General features: G+C 62.5%; 22 protein-coding genes and 1 tRNA gene. 11 read left to right on the top strand and 12 right to left on the bottom strand.

The genetic code is table 11. From position 1 onward, the window contains the following. The first annotated feature begins 411 nt into the window (after positions 1-411). Both D1227_RS20340 and D1227_RS09175 read left to right on the top strand, forming a co-directional pair. A complete protein-coding gene (locus D1227_RS20340; protein WP_267896326.1) occupies positions 412-546 on the top strand; it encodes a hypothetical protein in 135 nt (44 codons plus the stop codon). Positions 547-601: 55 nt separating this feature from the next. After that, complete coding sequence (locus D1227_RS09175; protein WP_119377693.1) at positions 602-1,108, top strand: GNAT family N-acetyltransferase; 507 nt, start codon at positions 602-604, stop codon at positions 1,106-1,108. Between the two features lie 307 nt (positions 1,109-1,415). Here D1227_RS09175 and D1227_RS09170 read toward each other — a convergent pair whose 3' ends face one another. Further along, complete coding sequence (locus D1227_RS09170; RefSeq protein WP_119377694.1) at positions 1,416-3,011, bottom strand: caspase family protein; 1,596 nt, start codon at positions 3,009-3,011, stop codon at positions 1,416-1,418. Positions 3,012-3,155: 144 nt separating this feature from the next. Continuing rightward, the gene (locus D1227_RS09165; RefSeq protein ID WP_119377695.1) at positions 3,156-4,193 is read right to left on the bottom strand and encodes an acyltransferase family protein; all 1,038 of its coding nucleotides are present in this window, start codon (positions 4,191-4,193) and stop codon (positions 3,156-3,158) included. Between the two features lie 251 nt (positions 4,194-4,444). On the opposite strand from D1227_RS09165, the gene D1227_RS09160 reads away from it, so the two are divergent. Then, positions 4,445-5,140, top strand: a complete 696-nt coding sequence (locus D1227_RS09160; RefSeq protein WP_119377881.1) for a response regulator transcription factor — start codon at positions 4,445-4,447, stop codon at positions 5,138-5,140. Positions 5,141-5,158: 18 nt separating this feature from the next. Here the strand turns inward: D1227_RS09160 and D1227_RS09155 are convergent, their stop codons facing one another. The 3 genes from D1227_RS09155 to D1227_RS09145 form a co-directional block, all read right to left on the bottom strand. Further along, positions 5,159-5,860, bottom strand: a complete 702-nt coding sequence (locus D1227_RS09155) for a M15 family metallopeptidase (RefSeq protein ID WP_119377696.1) — start codon at positions 5,858-5,860, stop codon at positions 5,159-5,161. Continuing rightward, entirely contained in the window at positions 5,850-9,182 is a 3,333-nt protein-coding gene (locus tag D1227_RS09150; RefSeq protein WP_119377697.1) for a S41 family peptidase, read from the bottom strand. Before D1227_RS09150 ends, D1227_RS09155 begins: the two co-directional genes overlap by 11 nt. An 87-nt stretch (positions 9,183-9,269) precedes the next feature. Continuing rightward, a complete protein-coding gene (locus D1227_RS09145; protein ID WP_119377698.1) occupies positions 9,270-9,791 on the bottom strand; it encodes a DUF1993 domain-containing protein in 522 nt (173 codons plus the stop codon). Between the two features lie 139 nt (positions 9,792-9,930). On the opposite strand from D1227_RS09145, the gene D1227_RS09140 reads away from it, so the two are divergent. From D1227_RS09140 to D1227_RS09125, 4 genes are all read left to right on the top strand, one after another. Beyond that, entirely contained in the window at positions 9,931-10,395 is a 465-nt protein-coding gene (locus tag D1227_RS09140) for a peptidylprolyl isomerase (protein WP_119377699.1), read from the top strand. Positions 10,396-10,424: 29 nt separating this feature from the next. Continuing rightward, complete coding sequence (locus tag D1227_RS09135; protein ID WP_119377700.1) at positions 10,425-12,038, top strand: stimulus-sensing domain-containing protein; 1,614 nt, start codon at positions 10,425-10,427, stop codon at positions 12,036-12,038. Positions 12,039-12,117: 79 nt separating this feature from the next. After that, on the top strand, positions 12,118-12,522 hold the full coding sequence (locus tag D1227_RS09130; protein ID WP_119377701.1) for a PTS sugar transporter subunit IIA: 405 nt from the start codon (positions 12,118-12,120) through the stop codon (positions 12,520-12,522). Then, entirely contained in the window at positions 12,519-12,815 is a 297-nt protein-coding gene (locus tag D1227_RS09125; protein WP_199288231.1) for an HPr family phosphocarrier protein, read from the top strand. Before D1227_RS09130 ends, D1227_RS09125 begins: the two co-directional genes overlap by 4 nt. A 14-nt stretch (positions 12,816-12,829) precedes the next feature. Here the strand turns inward: D1227_RS09125 and D1227_RS09120 are convergent, their stop codons facing one another. From D1227_RS09120 to rplU, 7 genes are all read right to left on the bottom strand, one after another. Continuing rightward, positions 12,830-14,281: an SLC13 family permease gene (locus D1227_RS09120; protein ID WP_119377702.1), complete on the bottom strand. Its 1,452-nt coding sequence runs from the start codon at positions 14,279-14,281 to the stop codon at positions 12,830-12,832. A 53-nt stretch (positions 14,282-14,334) separates the two neighbouring features. Then, positions 14,335-15,450 (bottom strand): glutamate 5-kinase, encoded by a 1,116-nt coding sequence (gene proB, locus D1227_RS09115; RefSeq protein WP_119377703.1) that lies wholly within the window; start codon positions 15,448-15,450, stop codon positions 14,335-14,337. Further along, positions 15,450-16,490, bottom strand: coding sequence for a GTPase ObgE (gene obgE, locus D1227_RS09110; protein WP_119377704.1), 1,041 nt, complete (start codon positions 16,488-16,490; stop codon positions 15,450-15,452). The genes proB and obgE overlap by 1 nt, the downstream gene beginning before the upstream one ends. A gap of 48 nt (positions 16,491-16,538) precedes the next feature. Next, positions 16,539-17,687 (bottom strand): acyltransferase family protein, encoded by a 1,149-nt coding sequence (locus D1227_RS09105; RefSeq protein ID WP_158586612.1) that lies wholly within the window; start codon positions 17,685-17,687, stop codon positions 16,539-16,541. Between the two features lie 103 nt (positions 17,688-17,790). Beyond that, on the bottom strand, positions 17,791-18,324 hold the full coding sequence (locus D1227_RS09100) for a GNAT family N-acetyltransferase (RefSeq protein ID WP_119377706.1): 534 nt from the start codon (positions 18,322-18,324) through the stop codon (positions 17,791-17,793). An 86-nt stretch (positions 18,325-18,410) separates the two neighbouring features. Further along, positions 18,411-18,680, bottom strand: coding sequence for a 50S ribosomal protein L27 (rpmA, locus tag D1227_RS09095; protein WP_119377707.1), 270 nt, complete (start codon positions 18,678-18,680; stop codon positions 18,411-18,413). A gap of 41 nt (positions 18,681-18,721) precedes the next feature. Beyond that, positions 18,722-19,465: a 50S ribosomal protein L21 gene (gene rplU / locus D1227_RS20335; protein ID WP_119377708.1), complete on the bottom strand. Its 744-nt coding sequence runs from the start codon at positions 19,463-19,465 to the stop codon at positions 18,722-18,724. Positions 19,466-19,633: 168 nt separating this feature from the next. Between rplU and D1227_RS09085 the strand changes: the two genes are divergently transcribed. The 4 genes from D1227_RS09085 (at position 19,634) to tnpC (ending at position 22,646) form a co-directional block, all read left to right on the top strand. After that, positions 19,634-19,723, top strand: a tRNA-Ser gene (locus D1227_RS09085). 421 nt (positions 19,724-20,144) lie between these two features. After that, positions 20,145-20,675, top strand: a complete 531-nt coding sequence (gene tnpA / locus D1227_RS09080; protein WP_119404465.1) for an IS66 family insertion sequence element accessory protein TnpA — start codon at positions 20,145-20,147, stop codon at positions 20,673-20,675. Beyond that, on the top strand, positions 20,672-21,025 hold the full coding sequence (gene tnpB, locus D1227_RS09075) for an IS66 family insertion sequence element accessory protein TnpB (RefSeq protein WP_119404466.1): 354 nt from the start codon (positions 20,672-20,674) through the stop codon (positions 21,023-21,025). The genes tnpA and tnpB overlap by 4 nt, the downstream gene beginning before the upstream one ends. 76 nt (positions 21,026-21,101) lie before the next feature. Then, positions 21,102-22,646 carry an IS66 family transposase gene (tnpC, locus tag D1227_RS09070; RefSeq protein WP_119404467.1) on the top strand — a complete coding sequence of 515 codons (1,545 nt, stop codon included), beginning with the start codon at positions 21,102-21,104 and terminating at the stop codon, positions 22,644-22,646. Positions 22,647-22,662 lie beyond the last annotated feature (16 nt).

Genomic DNA, 22,662 nt, shown 5'->3' with positions numbered 1-22,662 from the left:
CATATTGTCTTCAACCCTTACAATCTGATCGCTGACGCCTGATCCGGGCGCGACCACCCTTCCCCTCTCCTTGGGGAGAGGGATTAGGGGTGCGGGGGCGTGCCAGTGCCGCCATGTGCGGAGCGCGCCGTGATGGCGTTTTCATCTCCGCAAACGCAGCGCAGGGCCGAGGCCCTGTTCCCCCTCTCCCCCGGCCCCTCTCCCGAGGGAGAGGGGGGAAGGAGCGATCACCAGGAACCATAACGGCCGCCGCCTCCATGCCGCGCTGCAAACGCGGTCCCTTCCCAAGGTGGAGTGGCAGGGCAATGGGGTTCGATTCCCCGGCGGCCGTCCAATACGCAATCCTACGGATTGCCCCCGCCATTGGATGAGCCGAGCCTCCGCCCCAAGGCTTCAAGAGGAGGCAGGGGAATGCAAATCGGGAATCTCACCATCGACCCGCTCGCCGTCGGCGCGCTGGTCGGCTTCGGTTCGCTGCTGGTCATCATGTTCATCCTGATCATCTGGATCTGGCGCAAGGCCGGCAAGGGCCCCGGCGAGATCTAGCACGGCGTCGCAGCCCGGTTGACGGATTGGCCTTTCTCGGCCACCTGCCCTGTCCATGCCAATCCGTCCTTTCCAGCCCGAAGACCTTGCCGCGCTCTATGCCATCAACCAGGCGTCCACGCCGGGTGTCGGGCATGAGGATGATGCCGCCGGACTCGGCGCCCTCTTCGACATGGGCACCTGCCTTGTCGCCACGGATGACGCCGATACCCCGCTCGGCTTCATCAACCTCGTCGAGCCGGGCACCATGGCCTATACGAGCGACAATCTGCGCTGGCTCGAACGCTGGATGGCCGAGCATGACACCACCATCCACTATGTCGACCGCATCGCGGTTGCCGAGGCCGCGCGCGGACAGCGCATCGGCCAGCAGCTCTACGAGGCCGCCTTCGCGCTGACCCGGTCGAAGGGGCGCCAGTGGCTGACCTGCGAGGTCAACACCGATCCCGACAATCCCGGCTCGCACCGTTTCCATGCCCGCCTCGGCTTTGTACGCATCGGCGAAGCCCGCTTCGCACCCGACTATGCCGTCGCCTTCTACGCCCGCGGGATAGACGGCTAGGTGTCCAATCCCCGCGCCAGGTCCATCTCGCGCCGGTCTCGAACAGGGCCGATCATGCCTCTGGCGGCAAGGGTGTGGGAGCGTTTCGGGAGCGATTTCGCAGGAGCCCTGTCCTGACGGGCCGGAGGGGCGGGAGAGGCCCGGGGACGCGGCGCAGCGAGCCCCCGGCCACCCTCAAATCAGACGGTTTTCGTACCGGAATCAGACTGGAATCATACGGAAATTGTACCGCTTCCAGACTCCCCGGGAGCGAGGAATTTTTCCAGGCCGCCAAACGCCGCGTCTTCGGAATTTCCTACGGATATTTTCAGTCGAGCAGCTGCACCATGGCATAGCGGTTGAGCGCCGCCTCATCGATGCCAAAGCCCGGATCCTTGAGCTGGCGGTGCTTGCCGTAATTCATCTGCGCCTCGAACGCAGCCTGCGGTACGCCCAGCGCAACCAGCGCCTTCTCGACCTCGGCGGCGCGCTGGCGGCAGGCCACTGCCAGCCCCTCCTGCGGCGTGCAGCCTGAGACGACGCGCAGATGGCCTGCGCGCTCATCCATCACATGCGGGCGCGCGACATAGGTCGCAAAGGCTTTGAGGTTGCTCAAGGCGCCCGCGTCCAGGCTGGCGGAGTCCGGCTCGAAGAAGACAAAAAGCGCCTCGTCGAGACGGTCGTATTCCGGTGCACCATCAACCGTCCGCGCCATGAACGCGGCGCGCCCGGCGGTCTGCATCACATCCTTGCGCCACGGCTTGATGAGGTCGGTGAGCAGCGTGTCGACGCCAAGCGCAGCCTTCACCTGGCCCTCGCTGAGTTGTTTCTGCTCGGGCTCCTTCATCGCCATCTGTTGTGGCGGCGGGCCTTGCGGCACCGAGTATTGCTCTGGCTCCTGACCCTTGGCGACGCCTTCGAAAACGCTGAGATCGGGCTCGGCCGGCGTATCCGAAACGCTCGTATCGCGCATCGAGACCTCCGTCACCTGAGGCGCCTCCAGCTGTTCGATCCGGGCCTCGACGAGGCTGCGATTGCGCGAGTCCGGGAAGGCCGCCAGGAAGCTCTCCAGCACACCCACACTGTTCGACGACAGCGACGCGGTGAGCGCGGCGGCCTCGGAGCGTTCCTCTTCGCTGGACTCGCAGCCGGCAAAGCAGAAGTCCGCGTTGCCGCGCAGGCCGCTTTCGACCCATGGCTGCTGGCGGTAACCGGTGCGCTGCTCGACGCGGGTGGCGACCCGGCGGAACAGGGTCTCGGCCGCGATACCCGGCGTCGAGATGAGCTCCGACAGGGCAAGCGTGAACTCGCTGTTTCCCTGCGTGCCATCCTCGGCGACAGCGCCCGGCGCGGTCGAATAGGCGATCAGCGTGCCGCGCACCCGGCCCGTCGCGGCCAGTCCGCCTGCCGTGCTGCGCACCGCCGCGGGCAGCGGGTTGTTGCGGCAGGCATCCAGCACGATGAAATTGGCCGCATTGCCAGCGTTTTCGAGATAGCGGAACAGCAGCTCCAGGCGCGGGGCATTGGCCCAGATATCCGCCTCATTATAGGCAACAAGGTCCGTCGGGATGAGGTAGTTCAGCCCCTCCGACTGCACGCCATGACCGGCAAAGAAAAAGAAACCCGTCGCCTCCGGCCCCGCCTCACGCAGGCGTGCGCCGAAGTCCGAGAAGGCCTGTTCCATCTGGTCTTCATCGGCGTTGAGGACGATGTCGACATCGAAGCCGAGCCCCTCCAGCGCGGCCTTCATGATCTGTGCGTCGCGCGCGGGATTTTCCAGTGACCATCCCGGTGTCTCATAGGCCGAATTGCCGATGACCAGCGCGACCCGCGGCTCATGGCCAGGCGCAGGCATCGCTGCCGGCATGGCGGCGGCTGCCACGGCGAAGACGCCAAAACAGATTGTAAGAAGCCAGGTGCGCATCGTCTCTCTCCCACCTCGTGACGGCAGGAGTTTAAGCGCTTTTCAGGCCGTGTGGAAAGTTTATCGGGAAATCCATCCCCCAAATGCGGACGAGGGGCGCCTGGCCTGGATTGGCCGGCGCCCTCTCGCTCCCCCGGGAGGCCGTCAGGCCTCCGCGATGCTGCCGACAGCGCTCTTGGCGCGGCGGTTTCCAAGACGGAAAACGGCCGGGCGTTCGTATAGCGCAATCAGCGGCGTACCCTTTATGAAACGGTGGAAAATCAGCGGTGCAGCGACCGCAAAGACCAGGACAGCGAGGCTGGCCGTACCGATATCCGGAATCAGGCCGGTCGAAGCCAAGGCCTTCTGCGCGACTTTCATCGGGATGAAGAAGGTCAGGTAGATGACGATGGAATGCTTGCCCGCATATCGAAGCATCCCGCCAACCTTGAAGCGCGCAAGCAGCGCGGCAACCGTCACGATGGCCATCGCACCGGCAAAGGCCATCACAAGGCTGACGCCCGGCATCTCGCTCCAGCCGAGGCTGACGAATTCGAAGTTCCAGAAACCCCAGGCAATCAGTGCGGCCACGGCCACTTCCCAGCTTTTTGCGACACGACTGGCCAGTGCGAAGACGAAAGGCGCGAAGGCGTAGCCGGCGAAGAAGAAGACGTACCAGTTGGCAAAACGGTTGGTGACCGACCAGCCGGTATCCACAGCGCCCGCATAAAAGGCGATGTGCAGCAGGCAGGCGCCCATGAACACGCCAATGACAGGCACGTCCTTGAGCAGCCGGGTGACCACGTAGAAGACCAGAAGCTGGTGGATAAACCACAGGCTGGAGGCCGGGAAGATCAGTTGCTTGGCGAAGATCGCGGCCACGGCGGCCGGATCGCTGAGCAGCAGGTCAGCCTCGAAGGCGAGCGTCTGCAGGCCAAGCCAGAGGATGTAGAAATAGGCGAAGTGGACGACCTTGCGGTCGATGTATTCCGGCAGCGCGCCATGGATGGAACGCGACAGGAAGAGGCCCGCGATGAGGAAGAAGTCCGGCATGCGGAACGGCTTTGCGAAGGCCACCACGTCATGCATCCAGCCGGTGCCGTGCACCATCTCGCCATAGTTCAGCGTGGAGTGCATCATCACGACAAGGATGATGCAGATGCCTTTGCCGTAATCGACCCAGTTGACGCGGTTCTCCGCCATGCCCCAGCTCCTCGGGAAACTATCCTGAGAGGCGAGACGCAAGAAACGTGCACACTTTTCAGGGGTCTGGTGTCCCCGAATGTGACAAGACGGGACAGTTCGCCCTTGAAATGTCTTGGTTTAAGCCAAGCCCTGCCACAGGATGACGGTTCAGTAATAAGATGCCAGGGGCTTCCGGTGCGGGCCAAACCATGTTTGAAACGCTACCGATTATCCGCCCCGGCGCGGAAGACGGGTTTGAAGGAGGCACAATGGCAACGCTGGCTCTGGTCGATGATGACGAGAACATTGTCGCATCGCTGAAAATGTTCTTCGAGGCGGAAGGCTACACGGTAAAGACCTATTATGACGGGCTTGCCGCCCTGTCGGGCCTGACTGAGACCCCGCCGGATCTCGCCATCCTCGATGTGAAGATGCCGAAAATGGACGGTATGGAGCTCTTGCGCCGGCTGCGCCAGACCTCCGAGCTTCCAGTCATCTTCCTGACCTCGAAGGATGAAGAGATCGACGAGGTGATCGGTTTCAATATCGGCGCCGACGATTTCGTCCGCAAACCATGCTCCAACCGCCTCCTGTCGGAACGGGTGAAAGCCGTGCTGCGCCGCTCGCGTGCCGGCGAACCGGGTTCGGAAGAAAACGACCAGAAGCCGATCGTGCGCGGCCGCCTGACCCTCGATCCCAACCGTCATGCCTGCTCCTGGGATGGCGAGCCGGTGCGCCTGACGGTCACCGAATTCCTGATCCTGCAGTCGCTTGCCCAGCGGCCCGGCTATGTGAAGTCGCGCGACCAGCTGATGGACGCGGCCTATGATGACCAGATCTATGTCGACGACCGCACCATCGACAGCCACATCAAGCGGCTGCGCAAGAAGTTCCGCGAAGTCGATGACGAGTTCGACGCGATCGAGACGCTCTACGGCGTTGGATACCGCTATAATGAGAGCTGAGCGGGGCCTGCGCAGAGTTTAGCGGATCACGAAGTCGAAATAGGTGTCGGGATAGGGCTCATCCACCAGGGTGAAATGCCACCATTCCTCCCGCAATCCCTTGAAACCATGCGCGGTCATGATGGCGTTGAGAAAGGCGCGGTTTGCCCGCTGCTGCTTGCTGGGGCGCGGATCCGACGGCCATGACAGAGGATCGAACAGATCAAAGGGCGAGCCCATGTCGATCGCTTCAAGGCTCGCCAGATCCACGATTGTAAGGTCCATGGTGCTGCCGCGCGAATGGCCGGACTTTTCGGCGATGTAGCCCAACTCGAACAGCTGCGACTTCTCCACATTGGGGTAGTAGACGGGCTTGGTTGACTGGTCATCGAGATCGCGGGCCCAGCGGGCAAAATGCGCGACAGCCCGCGCCGGGCGATAGCAGTCGAAGACCTTTAGCCCCAGGCCAAAACCCGCAAGCTCGGCCTGCACCTCGCCCAGCGCATCGGCAGCCTCACGTGTCAGCAGGCAGACCGGCGCTTCATAGCCGTCAATCGGCGCACCGACGAAATTGTCGGCGGTGTGATAGCGCACGTCCTCAATGAGGCCGGGCACATGCTCGGCCACCCTCACAAATCCGTCCGGCCTCACCGTTTCGCTCTCCCGTTCCTCGATGGATGCGCAAGCCACCAGGCTGAAGAGCGCGATCCACAGCAGCGCCTTCACCGGATTAATCGACATCCCTGCCTGTGGTCCCGACAGGCGGGATAGGCTGTGCGCGCAATTCGGGGATGGGCTCGGCAGCGATCTTGTCTTTCAGATAGGAAAGCGCCGTGCTGAGCTGATTGTCCGCGCCGCGATAGGTGGCGAGGGGCGGATTGGTCGCCTCGATATCGGGCGAGACACCGCGCCCTTCGAGCAGCCAGCGTCCGTCCATGCCGTACTGCGCATACTCGGCGACACGCGCCTGCCCACCATCCTGTAGCCGGTTGCGGTCCGACAGCCAGATGCCGGCCCCAGCCGTGCGCGTTCCGATCAGCGGCGCAAGGCCAAGCGCCTTGACCCCGGCAGAGAAAGTCTCGCCGTCGGAATAGGTCCCCTCGTCGATCAGGACAACGAGGTGGCCCCGGAAGGCCTGCTGCATGTTGGTGTAGGCGGGCCCGCCCTCCAAGCCCTGCCAGAAGGCCCAGGCCCGGCGCAGCAGCGTTGCCATGATCCAGCTGTCAATATTGCCGCCGCGATTGCCGCGCACATCGATGATCAGACCGTCCTTGTCGAAATGCTCGTAGAAATCACGGGCAAAACTCTCGATATCGCTCGCCCCCATGGCCCGCAGGTGCAGGTAGCCAATCGCGTTTCCGGATGCCTCTGCAACCGTCCGGCGGTTCATCTCCACCCAGTGCTGGTAGCGCAGCATCGCCTCATTCCAGCCGCCACCCGGCACAACGATCTCCTCGAAGGTCTCGCCGTCGCGGTCCAGTCCCAGCAGGACCTGTTGGCCAGCACGCTTGTCGAGCGCGCGGGCAAGATCGGCCATGGTACGGACAGGCTGGCCATCGACCCTTTGGACGACATCGCCAGCGCGCACATCGATGCCCGGCTTCAGTAGCGGGCCCAGCGTATCCGGCCGGTCACGCTCGCCTTGCCAGATCGTCTCGATGCGCAGGCCATTGCGGACCGGCATGAAATCGGCACCAAGGAAGGCCGGGTCGCCGGACTCACCATCACGGGGCACCTCGCCCTGCCGGATCTGGCTGTGCAGGATGCCAAGCTCCGACGACATCTGCGCCAGAAGGTCATTCAGCTCGGTGCGGTGACCGAGACGCTCGGCCATGGGCAGGTAATGATCGCCAACGGCCTGCCAGTCGACCCCGCGCAGATTGGGGTCGAAGGCGAAGTCTCGGTGCAGCCGCCAGGCATCCTCAGCCATCTGCTGCCACTCAGCATCCGGATCGATGCGAAGCGACCAGTCGCCAAGACGGACAGCCTCTTCGGACGGATTGGACGGGAAGTCCTTCTTGGCATCGGCAATGACATAGTTCGCATTGCGGCCGTCGCCGGTCTGGACGAACAGCTTGCTGGCATCCGCCGACAGGGCAAAGCGGCGCACGTCGGAGGCATAGGTCTCCAGTTTTGCACCTTCATCCTTGATCTCGGCCCGTTTCAGGACGGTGTCCTGACGGCCCGAATAGACGAGATCGCTGCCGCCGCCTTCCAGTACGAAGAGATGTCCCTCGCTCGCAGCGAGCTGGGCAAAGGCGCCGCTGCCGAGTGGCACTTCCCAGAGTCGGGAGGACACACCGTCAAAATCGATCGTAACGGTTTTGGACTCTTCATCCTCATCATCCGACTTCTTTTTCTCGCTGTCCTTCTTCTCGTCCTTTTCCTTCTTTTCTTCAGCCTTGCGTTTGGCGTCGAGCTCATCGTCGGGCTGGAAGGGGAAACTGGCCTCGGGGTCGAGCTGCAGGGCGTAGATCTTGCCGCGCGCCTGGAAGGCCGGCCCCATGTTCCGGTCGCCCCAGGGCGAGCTTGGGGTCGCATCGAACTGGCGGTTTGAGATGAAGTAAAGCCATTTGCCATCGCGCGCGAAGACGGGTGCGAACGACTCGTACTTGCCGGATGTCAGGACATGCTTCTTCTTGTCCTTGGTGTCGTAGACAGCGACCTGCGCGATATCGCGGCCATCATAGAAACTGTAGGCAATGTAGCGGCCATCCGAAGACCAGTTGAAGTCACCGAAGGCGAAGTCGGAGCTGCCGGCGGTTTCGTCGATCAGCGTGCTGCGGCCGGTGTCCGGATCGAGATGGAAGAGCCGCCCGCGCTTGTCTGAATAGAGCAGCGTCTCATCATGTGGCGATGGCCAGATCGCCCAGACATAGACCTTGGAGCCTGTGGTCAGCGCCTTGCCGGCGCCACTCCCGTCAGCTGGCATCTGCCAGATCTCGCCGCGCTCTCCACCGTCAAGGATCGCGTAGACCTTTTCGCCCGCATGACCGATGGCGGCGGATCGCGCGCGCGTTGTGTCCGGCAAGGCATATTCAACACGCCGGCGCGGCCCCTGGAACGCTGTCACAAATGCGCCGCGCGCCGTGAGCGTGACGCTCTCGCCATCCGGAGAAAACCGGGCGCTTTCGACATAATCGAGCGGGTGCTCGATCCACCGGTCACGCTGATAGTCTGCATCGCTGGCGAGCCAGATATCCAGTTTCGAGGTCGTATTCGCCACAATATTGTAGACATAGACGTCGGCGCCGCTCTGATAGGCAATCTTGCCATTGTCGAGGTAGGAGTCGTCCATCAGCCAGCGCTCGGACCGGGTGTGCTGGCGAAGGTCACCGCCTTGCGGATCCATCGACCAGATATTGTCCGCACCGGACTTGTCGGAGATGAAATAGACCCGGCCATTCCACCACATGGGATGGCGGATGGGCGCACCGAAATCCGCCGCCAGACGGACCGCCTCAGCGTCGCTGCCCATCGTATAGCGCCAGAGCTGCGCCATCCGGCCGCCGCGATACTGGACGGCATGGTCGTTGAACATGGACAGGCCAAAGCGTGTGAAGAACAGGGTTTCACCGTCATCCGACAGGGCCGCCTCATCCGCATCCGCGAGCGGGATGTCCGCCTCCGTGCCGCTCGTAATGTTGATGGTCCGCAGCAGGTAGGGGACGGTGCCCGGAATATTGCCGGTATTGTAGAGGACCGTATTGTCATCCAGCCAGCCGCGCACGGAGACGCGCCCGCCTTCAGCGGTCAGGCGGCGTGGCTCACCCCCCGTGACCGGCATGAGGTAGATCTCGGTCGGGCCGTCATAGCTGGCTTCAAACGCAATCCAGCGGCCATCGGGCGACAGTTTGGGTGCGCTTTCGACTTCCGGATGCGTTGTAAGGCGCTGCGCGGTGCCGCCATCCGGCGCCACCCAGAAAAGGTCCCCTTCGCTCTGGAAGACCATGACATTGTCGTTGAATGCCGGGGACTGGTAATACCCGACCGATTGCGCCGACGCTGCCTGCAACAGCGTTGCACCAAGACCCGCGACCAGGCCCGCCAGAACTCGCACCATTGTGCCCCCTTGATTTGCTGGGGGGAGATAAGCATCCGGTTTTCCAGCAGGCAAGAAGGCCGCTGAAGGTTCAGCCCTTGCCGGGCGTCAGGCCTTCAACTGCATCTGGCCCATATAGTCCCGCTTACCGAGCGGCACGCCCTGCATGCGCAGGATGTTGTAAGCTGTCGTCGCGTGGAAATAGGCATTCGGCTTGGAAAAGGACAAGAGGAATCCTTCCGCTGTGAATGGCATTTCGCGTGGACCGATCTTGAAAATCACATCCTTGCCCTGACAGGCATTCAGGGCGTCCGCATCGACAGACGCAAGATCCTGACTGGCTTTCTCCAGCGTTGCCTCGAAGCCGGCGAAGTCCAGTTCTGCCAGACCGGACGGTGGTGCAAACGTTCCAGTTTTCACGCCATTGATCGCACCGATGCTGTGGTGGGCCACCGAATGCAGCTGGAAGGTCAGGGGCAGCATGTCTTCGTGGATGCGCAGGCGGAGCAGGTCGTCCGGGCTGCGTCCGTCAGCCCTGTAGTGATCGGCCCCCTTTTTCAGGATGCCCTGAACGCTTCCGACAACCTGGCGGAATGGCGGGACAACGATGTCATAGAGTGACAGGCTCATGGGTGGCTCCTCCGGTTTCCTGCTTTTCCGATGCAGCTAACTCCCCTCCCACGCCGAAGCAAGCGAATGCGATGGGGGCTTTGCTCATGGCTCTGCCCGGCTTATGCCGGAACGAGACAATTCAATGGAGAAGCAACCCATGGCAGACCCCGAAAACACGATCCTCATGGAAACCACCCAAGGCCCGGTGAAAATCGAACTTCGTCCCGACCTTGCCCCCAACCATGTCGCCCGCATCAAGGAGCTGGCGCGCGAGGGCTTCTATGACGGCATCGTTTTCCACCGCGTGATTGATGGTTTCATGGCGCAGGTCGGCTGCCCGAACGGCACCGGCACGGGCGGATCCGACAAGCCGGACCTGAAGGCCGAGTTCAATGCCGAGCCGCACGTGCGCGGTATCTGCTCCATGGCCCGCACCAATCAGCCGCACTCGGCCAATTCGCAATTCTTCATCGTGTTCGACGATGCCCGCTTCCTGGACAAGCAGTACACCGTATGGGGCAAGGTCGTCGAAGGCATGGAAAATGTCGACAAGCTGAAACGCGGCGAGCCCGTGCGCGATCCCGATTCCATCGTGTCCATGAAAGTCGCCGCGGACGCCTGAGGCGGCTCTCGAGGGGACAGGCATAACGCATGGCCAGGCAGGACAAGTCAGACAAGCGGGGCATCCAGGAACGCGGCAAGCAGGTCTTCGGATCACGCATTGCCCGGCTGATCTTCGCGTCCAACCTGGCCGGGCTCGCCATCCTGATCGTCGGTGCCATGGTGCTGAACGAGATGCGGGCGAGCTTCGTCGTTGCCAAGAAACAGGACCTGGTCGGCCAGGCACAGGTCTTCTCGAACCTGCTGGCCGAAGGGGCGACCTTCGGCCAGCCACAGCCCGTCATGGACGAAGACCTCGCCCGCGCTACGCTGGCCGATCTGTCCCTGCCGGTCTCGGTACGCGGCAAGGTCTATTCCGCCGACGGCGAGCTGATCGGTGACAGCTATTTCCTGTCTGACCGGGTCATTGTCTCGGCGCTGCCGCCCATCCAGGAGCCGAGCCAGCTTTCAAAAATCGGCCGGTCACTGTCTGAATGGGCGGTCTCGACCTTCGGGGCCCTGATCCCCAATCGCGGCGGCGATGCGGTGCGAACGCAGACCTTCCAGCAGGAATTTACCGTCGCTCTCGGTGGCGGCGAGGCGGCGAGCCAGCGTTTCAATGATCGCGGCCAGCGGATTATTTCCGTCTCGGTTCCGGTCCAGCACGTCTCGGCCGTGGTTGGCGTGCTGACACTGGAATCGAACGATATCGACGACATCATACGGGCCGAACGCGCCGCGCTGATCCCGTTCATCGGGGTGGCGGTCCTTGTCGCGATGATCACCTCGGGGCTGTTGACCGTCGGCATTGCCAGCCCGCTGCGCCGCCTGGCGCGCGCGGCTGACGATGTCGGATCGGGCACCACCCAGACCCTCGACCTGCCAAAGGTCACGCGCCGGCGCGACGAGATCGGTGCCCTCGCCAATTCCATGCAGCAGATGACCGAGGCGCTGTTCGAACGAATTACCTCAAATGAACGCTTCGCGGCAGACGTTGCCCATGAGCTGAAGAACCCTCTGACTTCGATCCGCTCCGCTGTCGAAACAGCCGAGCGCGTCAAGGACAATCCCGAGGCGATGCAGAAGCTCCACAAGGTGATCGCCCAGGATGTCGGCCGGCTCGACAGGCTGATTACCGACATTTCCAACGCATCGCGCCTTGAAGCGGAGATCACCCGTGTCCCGACCGAGACGCTGAACATCTCCCGTTTTGTCGAAGATATCGTCTCGACCTATGAACACCTCGCCCTGGACGGCGGTCGGGCGACTGTAGCCTTCCGCGATGAAACGATGGGCGCTGGCCTTCGCGTGCGCGGCCGTGAAGGCCCGCTCGGTCAGGTCATCCGCAACCTGATCGACAATGCCCTGTCCTTCTCGCCGGAAACGGGAACCGTCACTGTCAGGCTCGAACAGGGACGTGTCGGCCCGCAGACGACGGCCCTCATTTCCGTTGAAGATGAAGGACCGGGCATTCCGGAAGACAAGCTGGAGAAGATCTTTGACCGGTTCTACACTGACCGGCCAAAAGGCTCTGCTTTTGGCAAGAATTCGGGGCTGGGCCTGTCGATCGTCCAGCAGATTGCCACGACACATATGGGGCGGGTATGGGCCGAGAACCGCTCTGAAGGCGGTGCCCGCTTCGTTGTCGAGCTGCCCGCGATATAATCCGGTCACAGCCGATTCCGCTTGACCTGTGAAAAACCCGTGTCAGCATCATGGGTTTGGGGCCGGTTGGTAAGAGTGAATGATTGGTATTGTAGTCGTCAGCCATGGCAAGCTGGCACGCGAATTGGTCCGGGCGACCGAGCATGTTGTCGGCGAGCAGGAATACTTCCGGTCGATATCGATCGAGGCGGAAGACGATATCGATGCGAGGCGCGAACAGATCCGTGAAACCGTAGCGGCCTGCAATACCGGCAAAGGCGTCATCATCGTCACCGACATGTTTGGCGGCACGCCATCCAACCTGGCCATTTCCGTCATGCCGGACGCCCGGATTGATGTCATCGCAGGGGTCAACCTGCCGATGCTGATCAAGCTGATCGAGGTTCGTGACCAGGTGAAGTTCGAAGAGGCCGTCCGCGTGGGGCGCGATGCCGGCCAGAAATACATTCGCGTTGCCTCGGAAGTCATGGACCGGACAGCGTGAACCAGGCGGATACCGAAATCGAACAGACCGTCCGGATCGTGAACCGGAAAGGCTTGCATGCGCGCGCGTCGGCCAAGCTCGCCAAACTGGCGGTCACGCTGCCGGCGCAGGTCTTCGTCATGCGCGAAGGCGAAGTCGCCAACGCTCATTCGATCATGGACTTACTGATGCTGGCCGCCCACCAGGGCAGCGAAGTCACCGTCAAGGCGAGCGGCAAGGATGCCGGGCCGTCCGTCGAGGCGGTCGTCGACCTGATTGCCGACGGCTTTGGCGAACGCGACGAAGACGACTGAACTCCCGCACAGGACTACAGGACCAGCGGCGCGATCCAGTAGCCGATGGCCGCAATGATGACGATGCCTGCAAGGTTGATCCGGAGGCCGCGTTTCATCATCTGCGCCATGCTGACTTCGCCGCTGGCATAGACAATGGCATTGGGCGCTGTCGCGACCGGCAGCATGAACGCACATGATGCCGCCACTGCCGCCGGGCCGAGCAGGCTTTCAGGCGCGACACCGACGCCAACCGCCAGTGCACCGAGGATCGGCGCGAGCGTTGTCATCGTCGCGACATTGGATGTCAGCTCCGTCAGGAAGATGACGAGGGTCACCACCGCTGCGATGAAGAAAAGGGGCGGCAAGCTATGCAGCACGCCGAGCTGTTCACCGATCCACGTCGAAAGGCCCGTGCGCGAGACCGCATTGCCAAGTGCGATACCGCCCCCGAACAGGATCAGCACACCCCATGGCAGCCGCTCCGCCTCCTGCCAGTTGAGAAGAGCGCGCTTCTCTCCGGCGCCTGCCGGAACAAGGAACATCAGGACCGCGCCAAATATCGCAATCATCATGTCGACCTGGGCGCCGCTATAGGTCGACAGCAGAGACCAGCCCGCCGCGTCGAGCCAGCCGACAATCAGGAGCCGCAGGACCCAGAGCGTCGCCACCACGCCGAAAACAGCCGCGGCGCGCATCTCTGGCGTTGTCGTCCGGCCAAGCGCATCGAGCTGGCGATAGATATCGCCGCGCATGGCCTCACCACCCGCCAGTTTCGGCAGACCGCGCGTAACGCTCCACCAGGCCACGGGGATGAGCAGGACGGCCGCCGGGATGCCGAACGCCATCCATTGCGGAAATCCGATCGTGGCGCCGGCTTCGGCCTGCAGCCAGTTGATGGCGATGAGATTGGTTGGCGTACCGATGGGCGTCGCCACCCCGCCGATGGAGGCTGCATAGCAGATGCCCAGCAGCAAGGCGGCCGTCAGCTTGTGCGAATCCCCACCGAGAGCCGCCGCTGCCGATAGGGCGATAGGCATCATCATCAGCGTCGTCGCCGTGTTGGAGATCCACATCGACAACAGCGCTGTCGCGATCATGAAACCGAGAATGAGGGCTTTCGGGGCCGTTCCGACCCGGGCGACGACATTGAGCGCAATCCGCTTGTGCAGGTCCCAGCGCTCAATCCCCATAGCAACGACAAAGCCGCCAAGCAGCAGGACGACGATATGGTTCATGTAATCGGCGCCCACCGTCTTGGGGCTGCCGGCATCGATCAGCGGCAGGACAACCAGTGGCAGCAGCGAAGTCGCCGGAATGGGTATCGCCTCGGTTGCCCACCAGATCGCCATCCAGACAAGCAGGCAGGCGGTGCCCCATGCCGCGAAACTCAAGCCTTCGGGTGTCCCAGCCAGAAGCATGGTGAGCGCCACGGCCGGGCCAAGAACGCGGCCAACTGATTTTGCTGTTATCTTGCTGTCTCCCATCGCCGCGCAATGGGCCAGCCAGCGGCTGCAAGGTCAAGCAAATTCAAAGCGTTTCAGCGTTCCAGAACGAGGTCATCCCTGTGAATGACGGCCGGGCGGCCCCTATAGCCGAGGCGGGCTTCGATATCGTCGCTGTGAGCACCTGCCAGCCGCTGGATGTCGGCAGCCTCGTACGCGGTGACCCCTTTGGCGACAACTTCGCCCGTCGGCGCCTTGATAGCCACTGCAGCGCCCTTCTCGAACCGGCCTTCGACACCAGTGACGCCGACCGCCAGCAGGCTGGAACCATTGATTAGCGCTTTAACCGCCCCTGCATCGATCAGGACAGCCCCTTCTGGCGTGAGATGACCTTTCAGCCAGGTTTGTCTCGCGGTTGCCGGTGAAACCGGCGGGATGATCCAGGTGGCCCGCTCGCCAGCCTGCAAAGCGCCGATCGGGCTGGCGCGCTCACCGAGCGTGATTGCCGTGGCACACCCTGCCCCAAAGGCAATGCGCGCTGCCGACAGCTTGGTCGCCATGCCGCCCGATCCAACGCCGGCCTCGGCATTGGCCGCGCCGGCCATGGCTTCATGCTCATCGGTGAGCTCACGCAGCTCGGGGATATGGCTTGCCGAAGGCTCCTTGCGTGGATCGGCGGTGTAAAGACCATCGATATCGGATAGCAGGACCAGAGCGTCTGCGCTCAGCATCTGCGCGACGCGGGCTGCGAGGCGATCATTGTCGCCATACCGGATTTCCTCGGTCGCCACCGTATCGTTCTCATTGATGATCGGGACGGCGCCAGCCGCAAGCAGGGTATCGAGCGTCGCACGAGCGTTCAGCCAGCGCCGGCGACGTTCGGTATCTTCAAGGGTCAGCAGGGCTTGGGCGGCCTTGACGCCGTGCGGCGCGAACGCCTCGGCAATCGCCGACATGAGCAACGGCTGGCCGAGGGCGGCGGCGGCCTGCTTCTCTTCGAGCTTCTTGTGGGCGCCCTTCCCAAGATGTGGACGGCCAAGCGCGACAGCCCCCGATGAGACCCAGACGACTTCACGGCCCTCGGCCTTCAGCGCCGCGATATCGCCAGCCAGCCCTGCCAGCCATTCACGGCGCGGCGCGCCTTTTGCGGCGATCAGCGATGAACCGGTCTTGATGACGATCCGGCGGGCAGTATCGAGCGGCGAAGGCATCAGGGCCGCCAGCCCTCATCGGGGCCGTCATCCTCATGCTCCAGCTCATCAAGGTGGCCGAGTTCCCTGGCGATCAGGCCAAGCGCCTTGCGAACGCCGGTCCCCGCGACGGACGAAATCCGCAGCGGCTCCTGCCCGCAAACGGCTTTCAGCGCAGCAGCCTGCTCATCCACCATATCCTCGGTCAGCGCATCGACCTTGGTCAGCGCGACGATTTCGGGCTTGTCGGCCATGGCCGGATCGTACTCTTCCAGCTCATGGCGGATGGTCTGCCAGGCGCCGGCGACGTCGTCTTGTGTGCAATCGACCAGATGCAGCAGGACCTTGCAGCGCTCGACATGGCCGAGAAAGCGGTGTCCGAGACCGGCGCCTTCCGCTGCGCCTTCGATCAGGCCGGGAATATCGGCCAGAACGAAGCGTGTGCCGGGTCCCAGATCGACCACGCCAAGCCCCGGATGGAGCGTGGTGAAAGGATAGTCCGCCACTTTCGGCTTTGCGGCTGTCGCCGCCCTGATGAAGGTCGACTTGCCGGCATTCGGCAGGCCGAGAAGACCGGCATCGGCGATGAGTTTCAGGCGCAGCCAGACCGTACGCTCCTCGCCCTCCTCGCCCGGATTGGCGCGGCGCGGTGCCCGATTGGTCGAGGATTTGAAGTGCAGGTTTCCCCAGCCGCCATTGCCGCCGCGCGCCAGCAAAACACGCTGTCCGACCTCTGTAAGGTCCGCAATGAGGGTTTCCTGGTCTTCCTCGAAGATCTGCGTGCCGACCGGCAGCTTGATGATCTTGTCCTCGCCGCCCTTGCCGTGGCGCTGCTTGCCCATGCCATGCCCACCGCGGCCAGCCTTGTGGTGCTGCTGGTAGCGGTAGTCGATGAGCGTATTGAGCCCCTCGACCGCTTCAGCGTAGACGTGGCCGCCACGCCCGCCATCGCCGCCGTCCGGGCCACCGAACTCGACATAGGCTTCGCGGCGGAAGGAGGATGAGCCCCGTCCGCCGTCGCCGGCCTTGATATAGATCTTGCACTGATCGAGGAATTTCATGCCCGCGTCTTTAACGCGTTCTTCGGCTGCGCGCTATGGCGGGTTACGTCAGGCGGTGCGTTCGGCGGTTTTCTTTCCCGGCATCGGAATCGCAACCGACTGTTCCTGGTTGAGGAACCATTTGCGCGACAGCTTCTGTAGCCAGATTTCGGGGCCGGTCATGATCGCCCAGGCGGATGCCAGGATGATCGACATCACAGCAACAAGTAGCAGCACCTCGTTCTGGATGTAGCCCGCAAGCCACGGCGTCAGGCACATGCCGAAGGTGAAGTGGTTGAGGTAGAGCGGATAGGTCATCAGACCCGCTTTCTTCACCCACTCGGCACCGATGGCCTTGGCGACGACCTCGCTGCGGAAAACGCTGAAGAGCATGACCGCCATCGCTGCCAGCCAGATGCCGATCGCCATGGTGATGCGATAGGTTTCGCTGGCAAATCCGCCGGCGCCGGCCAGCACATTGTTGGCAATCTCAAACAGGCAGAAGACAGTGAAGACCGCAGCAAAGCCGTATTCCATGCCGGACAGCCGGTCCCGCGCCGCCTTGTAGATCAGCATGCCGAGCGCGAAGAAGACCCCGTGCCACAGCAGGGCGACCTTGAACGGGAAGCGCAACAGCGTTTCCGTGATGCCAAGCCCCATGGCGTCCGCGGCGATGTAGGCCGTGATGAACAGTACGCTGACCGAGCCGAGCAGCAGGCCGCCAAGATCGAGCAGGTTCCGGCCAAGCCGGGCACCGATCAGGATCAGCCCCGCAATGTAGACGTAGAACACCGCCTCCAGGACCAGCGTCCAGACGACGCCATCAATATAAGGGCCCTGAGGCGAGAGGATGATGCTGCGCAGGAAGGCGCCCAGCGCCTCGGCCGGCGCCATGCCCCAAGCCAGTGTTACGCCGAGTGCGATAATGGAACAGACCCACAGCGCCGGGAAAACACGAATGGCCCGCTTGATAAGGAAGGTCAGCGCGGTCGCATTGCGCGCACTTGCCGCGATGACGAAGCCGGAAATGACGAAAAACACCTCGACACCAACCCAGCCGCTCGTGCCCACCCAGCCAAGCCAGTCAAATGGCCGCTCATCCGGCGTTGTGACATGCGAAGGCGCGATTGAGCTGAACGTGCTGAGGTGAAACAGCAGAACAATGAAGGCCGAGCCGAACCGGACAAGGTCCAGTCCGTAGAGATGTTGTTTCTTCACCCGCTTTCGTCCCCTTTGAGGTTCGGCTGCACCTGGCTGAACGGCAAGGCGTCCAGCTGGGCACAGCCAACGGTTCCTTTTGGGAAGACGAGGGAAGCAAGACCTATACCAGCGCCTGGCCGGTCCGTTTCATGAAGACGTGATCAATCTCGCGGCCACGCCCGAGGCAGTAAACAGGCCCGGTTTCGGTGACCTCGAAACCAAGCTTCTCGAGCACGCGGCCGGATGCGGGATTGTCGGCGAAGTGGCCAGATACAAGCGTGCCCGCCTGACCGCGCGCATCGAGCCAGCCGATCAGGGCGCGGGCAGCCTCTGTCGCGACGCCACGTCCCCAGGCGTGTGGTGCGATCCAGTAGCCGATCTCGAACGGCTCGCTTGTGGCTGGCCGGTGCGCTCCGACCGTGCCAATCACTTCGCCTGTCTCGACTATGAGAAAGACGTGGTCGGTGCCCAGCTCATTTCCCCGCTGGCCGTTCAGGATCCATTTGCCGGTTTGTTCAACGCTCTGTCCGGGCGGGATACGGGCGACCTTCTCATAAATGCGAGGGTCGCGCACAAGCTCCGTAATCCGCTCCGCATCCGCCAGTGCAGGCGGGCGCAAGAGAAAGCACTGCGTCCTGATCTCCCCTGTGACCATGCTATTCCCCAATACCGCTCAAACGAAAAGGGGAGACAGTTTCCTGTCTCCCCTTCGAAACGTCCAGCGTGCAAGCCTGCCTGGGCCTACTCCGCAGCATCCGCAACCGGAGACACCGACACATATTGCCGATTGCCACGCGACCGCTTGAACTCGACGCGGCCCTCTTCGAGCGCGTAGAGCGTGTGATCCTTGCCCATGCCGACACCCTTGCCCGGATAGGTCTTGGTGCCGCGCTGGCGGATGATGATGTTGCCAGGAACAACATGCTGGCCGCCGAACTTCTTCACGCCGAGGTATTTCGGGTTTGAGTCGCGGCCGTTACGGGATGAACCGCCTGATTTCTTGTGTGCCATCGTGGCGCTCCTTCAAATCGTCTTGAAGCCTGTACCAGACTTCAGGCGTCCTTTGCCAGTTGCTTGGCCTGCTTGACCCACTCGTCGCGCTCGATGCGACCGCCGAGACCGGCTTCCTCGTCGAGTTCGGCAATCTGGGCCTTCTTCAGGTCAGCGATCTGCCAGAAGTGGAATACACCGGCAGCATTAAGTTTCTTTTCCATGGCCGGGCCGACACCGGAAATCTGCTTGAGATCATCCTTCTTGCCGACAGCCTTTTCGAGGCGGCCGCGCTCATCGGTCTGCGGCTTGGCGTCTGCCTTGGCCTCAGCCTTCTTGGGCGCAGCTTCCTTCTTGGCGGCCGGGGCAGCTTCCTTCTTCGGAGCGGCCTCTTTCTTCGGCGCAGCTTCAGCCTTCTTCGGCTCGGCCTTGGCTTCCGGCTTGGGCGCCTCTTCCTTCTTCGGCGCAGCAGCCTTCTTCGCCGGGGCTTTCTTGCCGTCGGTCAGGATCGAGGTGATCGTGACGACGCTTTCCAGCTGGCGGTGGCCGGCCTTGCGGCGATAGGTGTTGCGCGGGCGCTTCTTCATGATGGTGACCTTGTCGCCCTTACGCTGGGCAGCAATCTCACCAACAACACTTGCACCATCGACGAGCGGTGCGCCGACCTTAACATTCTTCCCGTCGCCCAGCATCAGCACGTCAAAGGTGACGTCCGCGCCGGCGTCGGCCGCGAGTTTCTCGACAACAATCTGGTCGCCTTCGGCAACCTTATACTGTTTGCCACCAGTCTTGATGACCGCGAACATGGCCTCGTCCTTCCGGCAGGGTAAATTCATAAACCTTGGGTCCGCACGCGCATGGCGCCGGACATGAAGGCGCGGATAAACACTATCAGCCTTCTCATGTCAAACCCTGACATGCATGAAATCCGGGGCTTGCACGCATTCCCTACGCACGCTATCTCCCCGCCCCACGGAGAGGTGCTAGAGTGGTTGAATAGGACGGTCTCGAAAACCGTTGAGCGCGCAAGCGTTCCGAGGGTTCGAATCCCTCTCTCTCCGCCACGCAGACCAGAATTCAGAGCCCAGATCTGGGATTCCCGCAAAATGCCCTCCACTGGTGGGCTTTTTCTTGGGCTGCGGTCTCTACCCGCCGGATTTTCCCTGCTCTTCCCCGCAATTTAGCCAAGCGTCTCTAGCGACCACTTTCACCAGATCTCTTAGGCCCATTTTGCCTGATCTTGCCCGATTTACAGGGAATTTCGCACAATTAGCAGGGATCAGCCTGAAACACGCGCCCCATAATCACAGTAATTACAGGGTGTTACAGGGTGATTTCCCTAAAGGTCGGAACAGGGAAATTATTTTGAAGAACAGGGAATTGGATTTCAGGAACAGGGTAAGCGTCCAATAGTGACACGCTTGTGCGCGGTAGCGGGCATTCGATCTCTTTCGGCTGGTGTTCAAAAGCTGAAAGGAGATACCGATGCCGAAACTCAAGACGAAGAAACGTGCCGCGCTGGAAGCGTTCTGGCGGGCCCATCATGAGGCCTGGAAACGCAGTGACTTGAATCAACGCGAATATTGCGAAGTGAACGGCTTGCCGCTGAAGCGGTTCGGCAACTGGCGCGCCCAGTTCAAGCGGGAGCCGCGGCCTGAGCCAGTGGACCTGCTTTACCGGCGCGGAGGCCTAAGTCATAGCTTTAGTCATAGGCTTAGTCATACCCTTAGTCATAAGCTAAGTCATAGGCTTAGTCCTAAGTTGGACTACCAGGCTGAGATCCGGCCGACGCCAAATCGCGATCCGATTCTCCAGCCTCTTCAGGAAGGACGCCGGCGCAAGTTCAGCGCCTCAGACAAGAACGCGATCGTCAGGGCGGCCTGCCGACCGGGGGCTGTCATTTCAGATGTTGCTCGCCACTATGGCGTTGCCCCGCGGGTTCTGTTCCGTTGGAAATCGGAGCTGGCTGTTGCTGACACGGGCGTGCGGTTCCTCACGGTCGAGGTGGCATCATGACCTTGCTTCCAGAAGGTGTGCGGGTGCACCTGGCGGTCGGCTATACCGACATGCGCAAGGGGATCGATGGACTGTCGATGATGGTCCAGGAGGTGCTGAAGCGCGATCCGTTCACCGGGCATCTCTTCGTGTTCCGCGGCCGCAAGGCCAATCTGATCAAGATCGTCTACTGGGACGGGACCGGGCTCTGCCTGTTCACAAAGCGGCTCGAGCATGGCGTTTTCCCCTGGCCGTCAGAAAACGAGCCTGGCAAATCCATCGTCCTGACCTCTGAGAAGTTATCGATGCTGATCGACGGGATCGACTGGCGATCACCGGACGAGCGCTGGCGTCCTGATCGGGCGGGCTGAAACGCAGATGCGACCGATTGAATCAGGCCGCAGAAAGCTGTGCGAAGCGAGCTGATTCCAGCGTAATCTCCATGCCATGGAGCTTGATCTCACCGCCCTGCCTGAAGACGTGGATGTGCTGCATGGCATGATCCGCGAGCTGGCCGCGGCGCGCGAAAGCGAGCGCGCTGAGACACGGGCGGAGATCGAGCGACTGCGCCAGATGGTGAAGACGCTGCAGCGCAGCCAGTTCGGCCGCCGGGCCGAAGGCCTCGATCCCGGTCAGCTCCAGCTCAGCCTGGAGGATCTCGATGGTGATGTCGCCCGGCTCGAAGCGGCTTTTCCCGACTTGGCAGCTGAAACTGCAGCGCGCCTATCCCGTACCCGCGCGTTCAGCCTGCCGGACCACCTTCCGCGCGAGGATGTCGCGATCGAGACCGAGACCAGCGCCTGTCTATGCTGCGGCGGCGCGCTGCACTTCATCGGCGAGACGGTCAGCGAGATGCTGGATCATGTGCCGGCGCGGTTGCGGGTCCTGCGGATCAAGCGCCCGCGCTATGGCTGCAGAGGCTGCGGGAAGATCCACCAGGCGCCGGCCCCGGAGCGCCCGATCGCGAAGGGGCTCGCCACGCCCGGCCTGCTCGCGCATGTCATCGTCAGCAAATATTGCGATCACCTGCCACTCTATCGCCAGTCGCAGATCTTTGCCCGCCAGGGCGTGAAGCTGAACCGGTCGACGCTCGCCAACTGGGTCGGCGGTGCAAGCTGGTGGCTGGAAGCGCTGCATGAGCGTCTGGCGAAACATGTCTTCGCGTCGACCATGCTGTTCGCCGATGACACGCCGCTGCCCGTGCTCGATCCCGGCCGGGGCCGCACGCGCACCGGCCGGCTCTGGGTCTATGCCCGTGATGATCGGCCCTGGAATGGGCCCGGTCCGCCGGCCGCGGTCTACATGTACAGCCCGGACCGGCGCGCCGAACGACCGGAAGACCATCTGAAAGACTTCAACGGTGTGCTGCAGGTCGATGGCTATGCCGGGTTCGAGCGGCTGACTGCTGGCGGGGACATCGCGCTCGCTGCCTGCTGGGCCCATACCCGGCGCAAGTTCTACGAGGTCCACCAGGCGACGGGCTCGCCGATCGCAGCCGAAGCGTTGCAGCGGATCACAGAGCTTTATGCCATCGATGCGGCTATCCGGGGCCAGAGTGCGGACAAGCGCCGGATCGTGCGGGCCCGGAAATCCCGCCCGCTCGTCAGGGCCATGAAGGTCTGGCTGGAAACCGAACTCCAGCGTATCCCACCGCGCAGCGGGCTCGGCGATGCGATCCGCTATGCGCTGACCCGCTGGGCTGAGCTCAGCCGGTTCCTGGATGATGGCCGGATCGAACTTGACACAAACACGGTTGAGCGTGCCATCCGCCCGGTCGCACTGGGCCGAAAGAACCACCTGTTCGCCGGCTCCGAAGGCGGCGCTCAAAGATGGGCCGTCATCGCCTCGCTGCTGACCACGGCAAAGCTCAATGATGTCGAGCCGCATGCCTATCTCAGTGATGTCCTCGACCGTCTCAGCCAGGGCCATCCGATGAACCGGGTCGATGATCTGCTGCCTTGGAACTGGGCGGGCTCACACAAGGACGTGTGAGAACTGGACGCTTACG

The sequence above is a fragment of the Henriciella mobilis genome (assembly GCF_003576315.1).
Lineage (GTDB): Bacteria > Pseudomonadota > Alphaproteobacteria > Caulobacterales > Hyphomonadaceae > Henriciella > Henriciella mobilis.
Note: the sequence above shows the minus strand (reverse complement) of the source record. Positions and strands in the feature narration are given on the sequence as shown.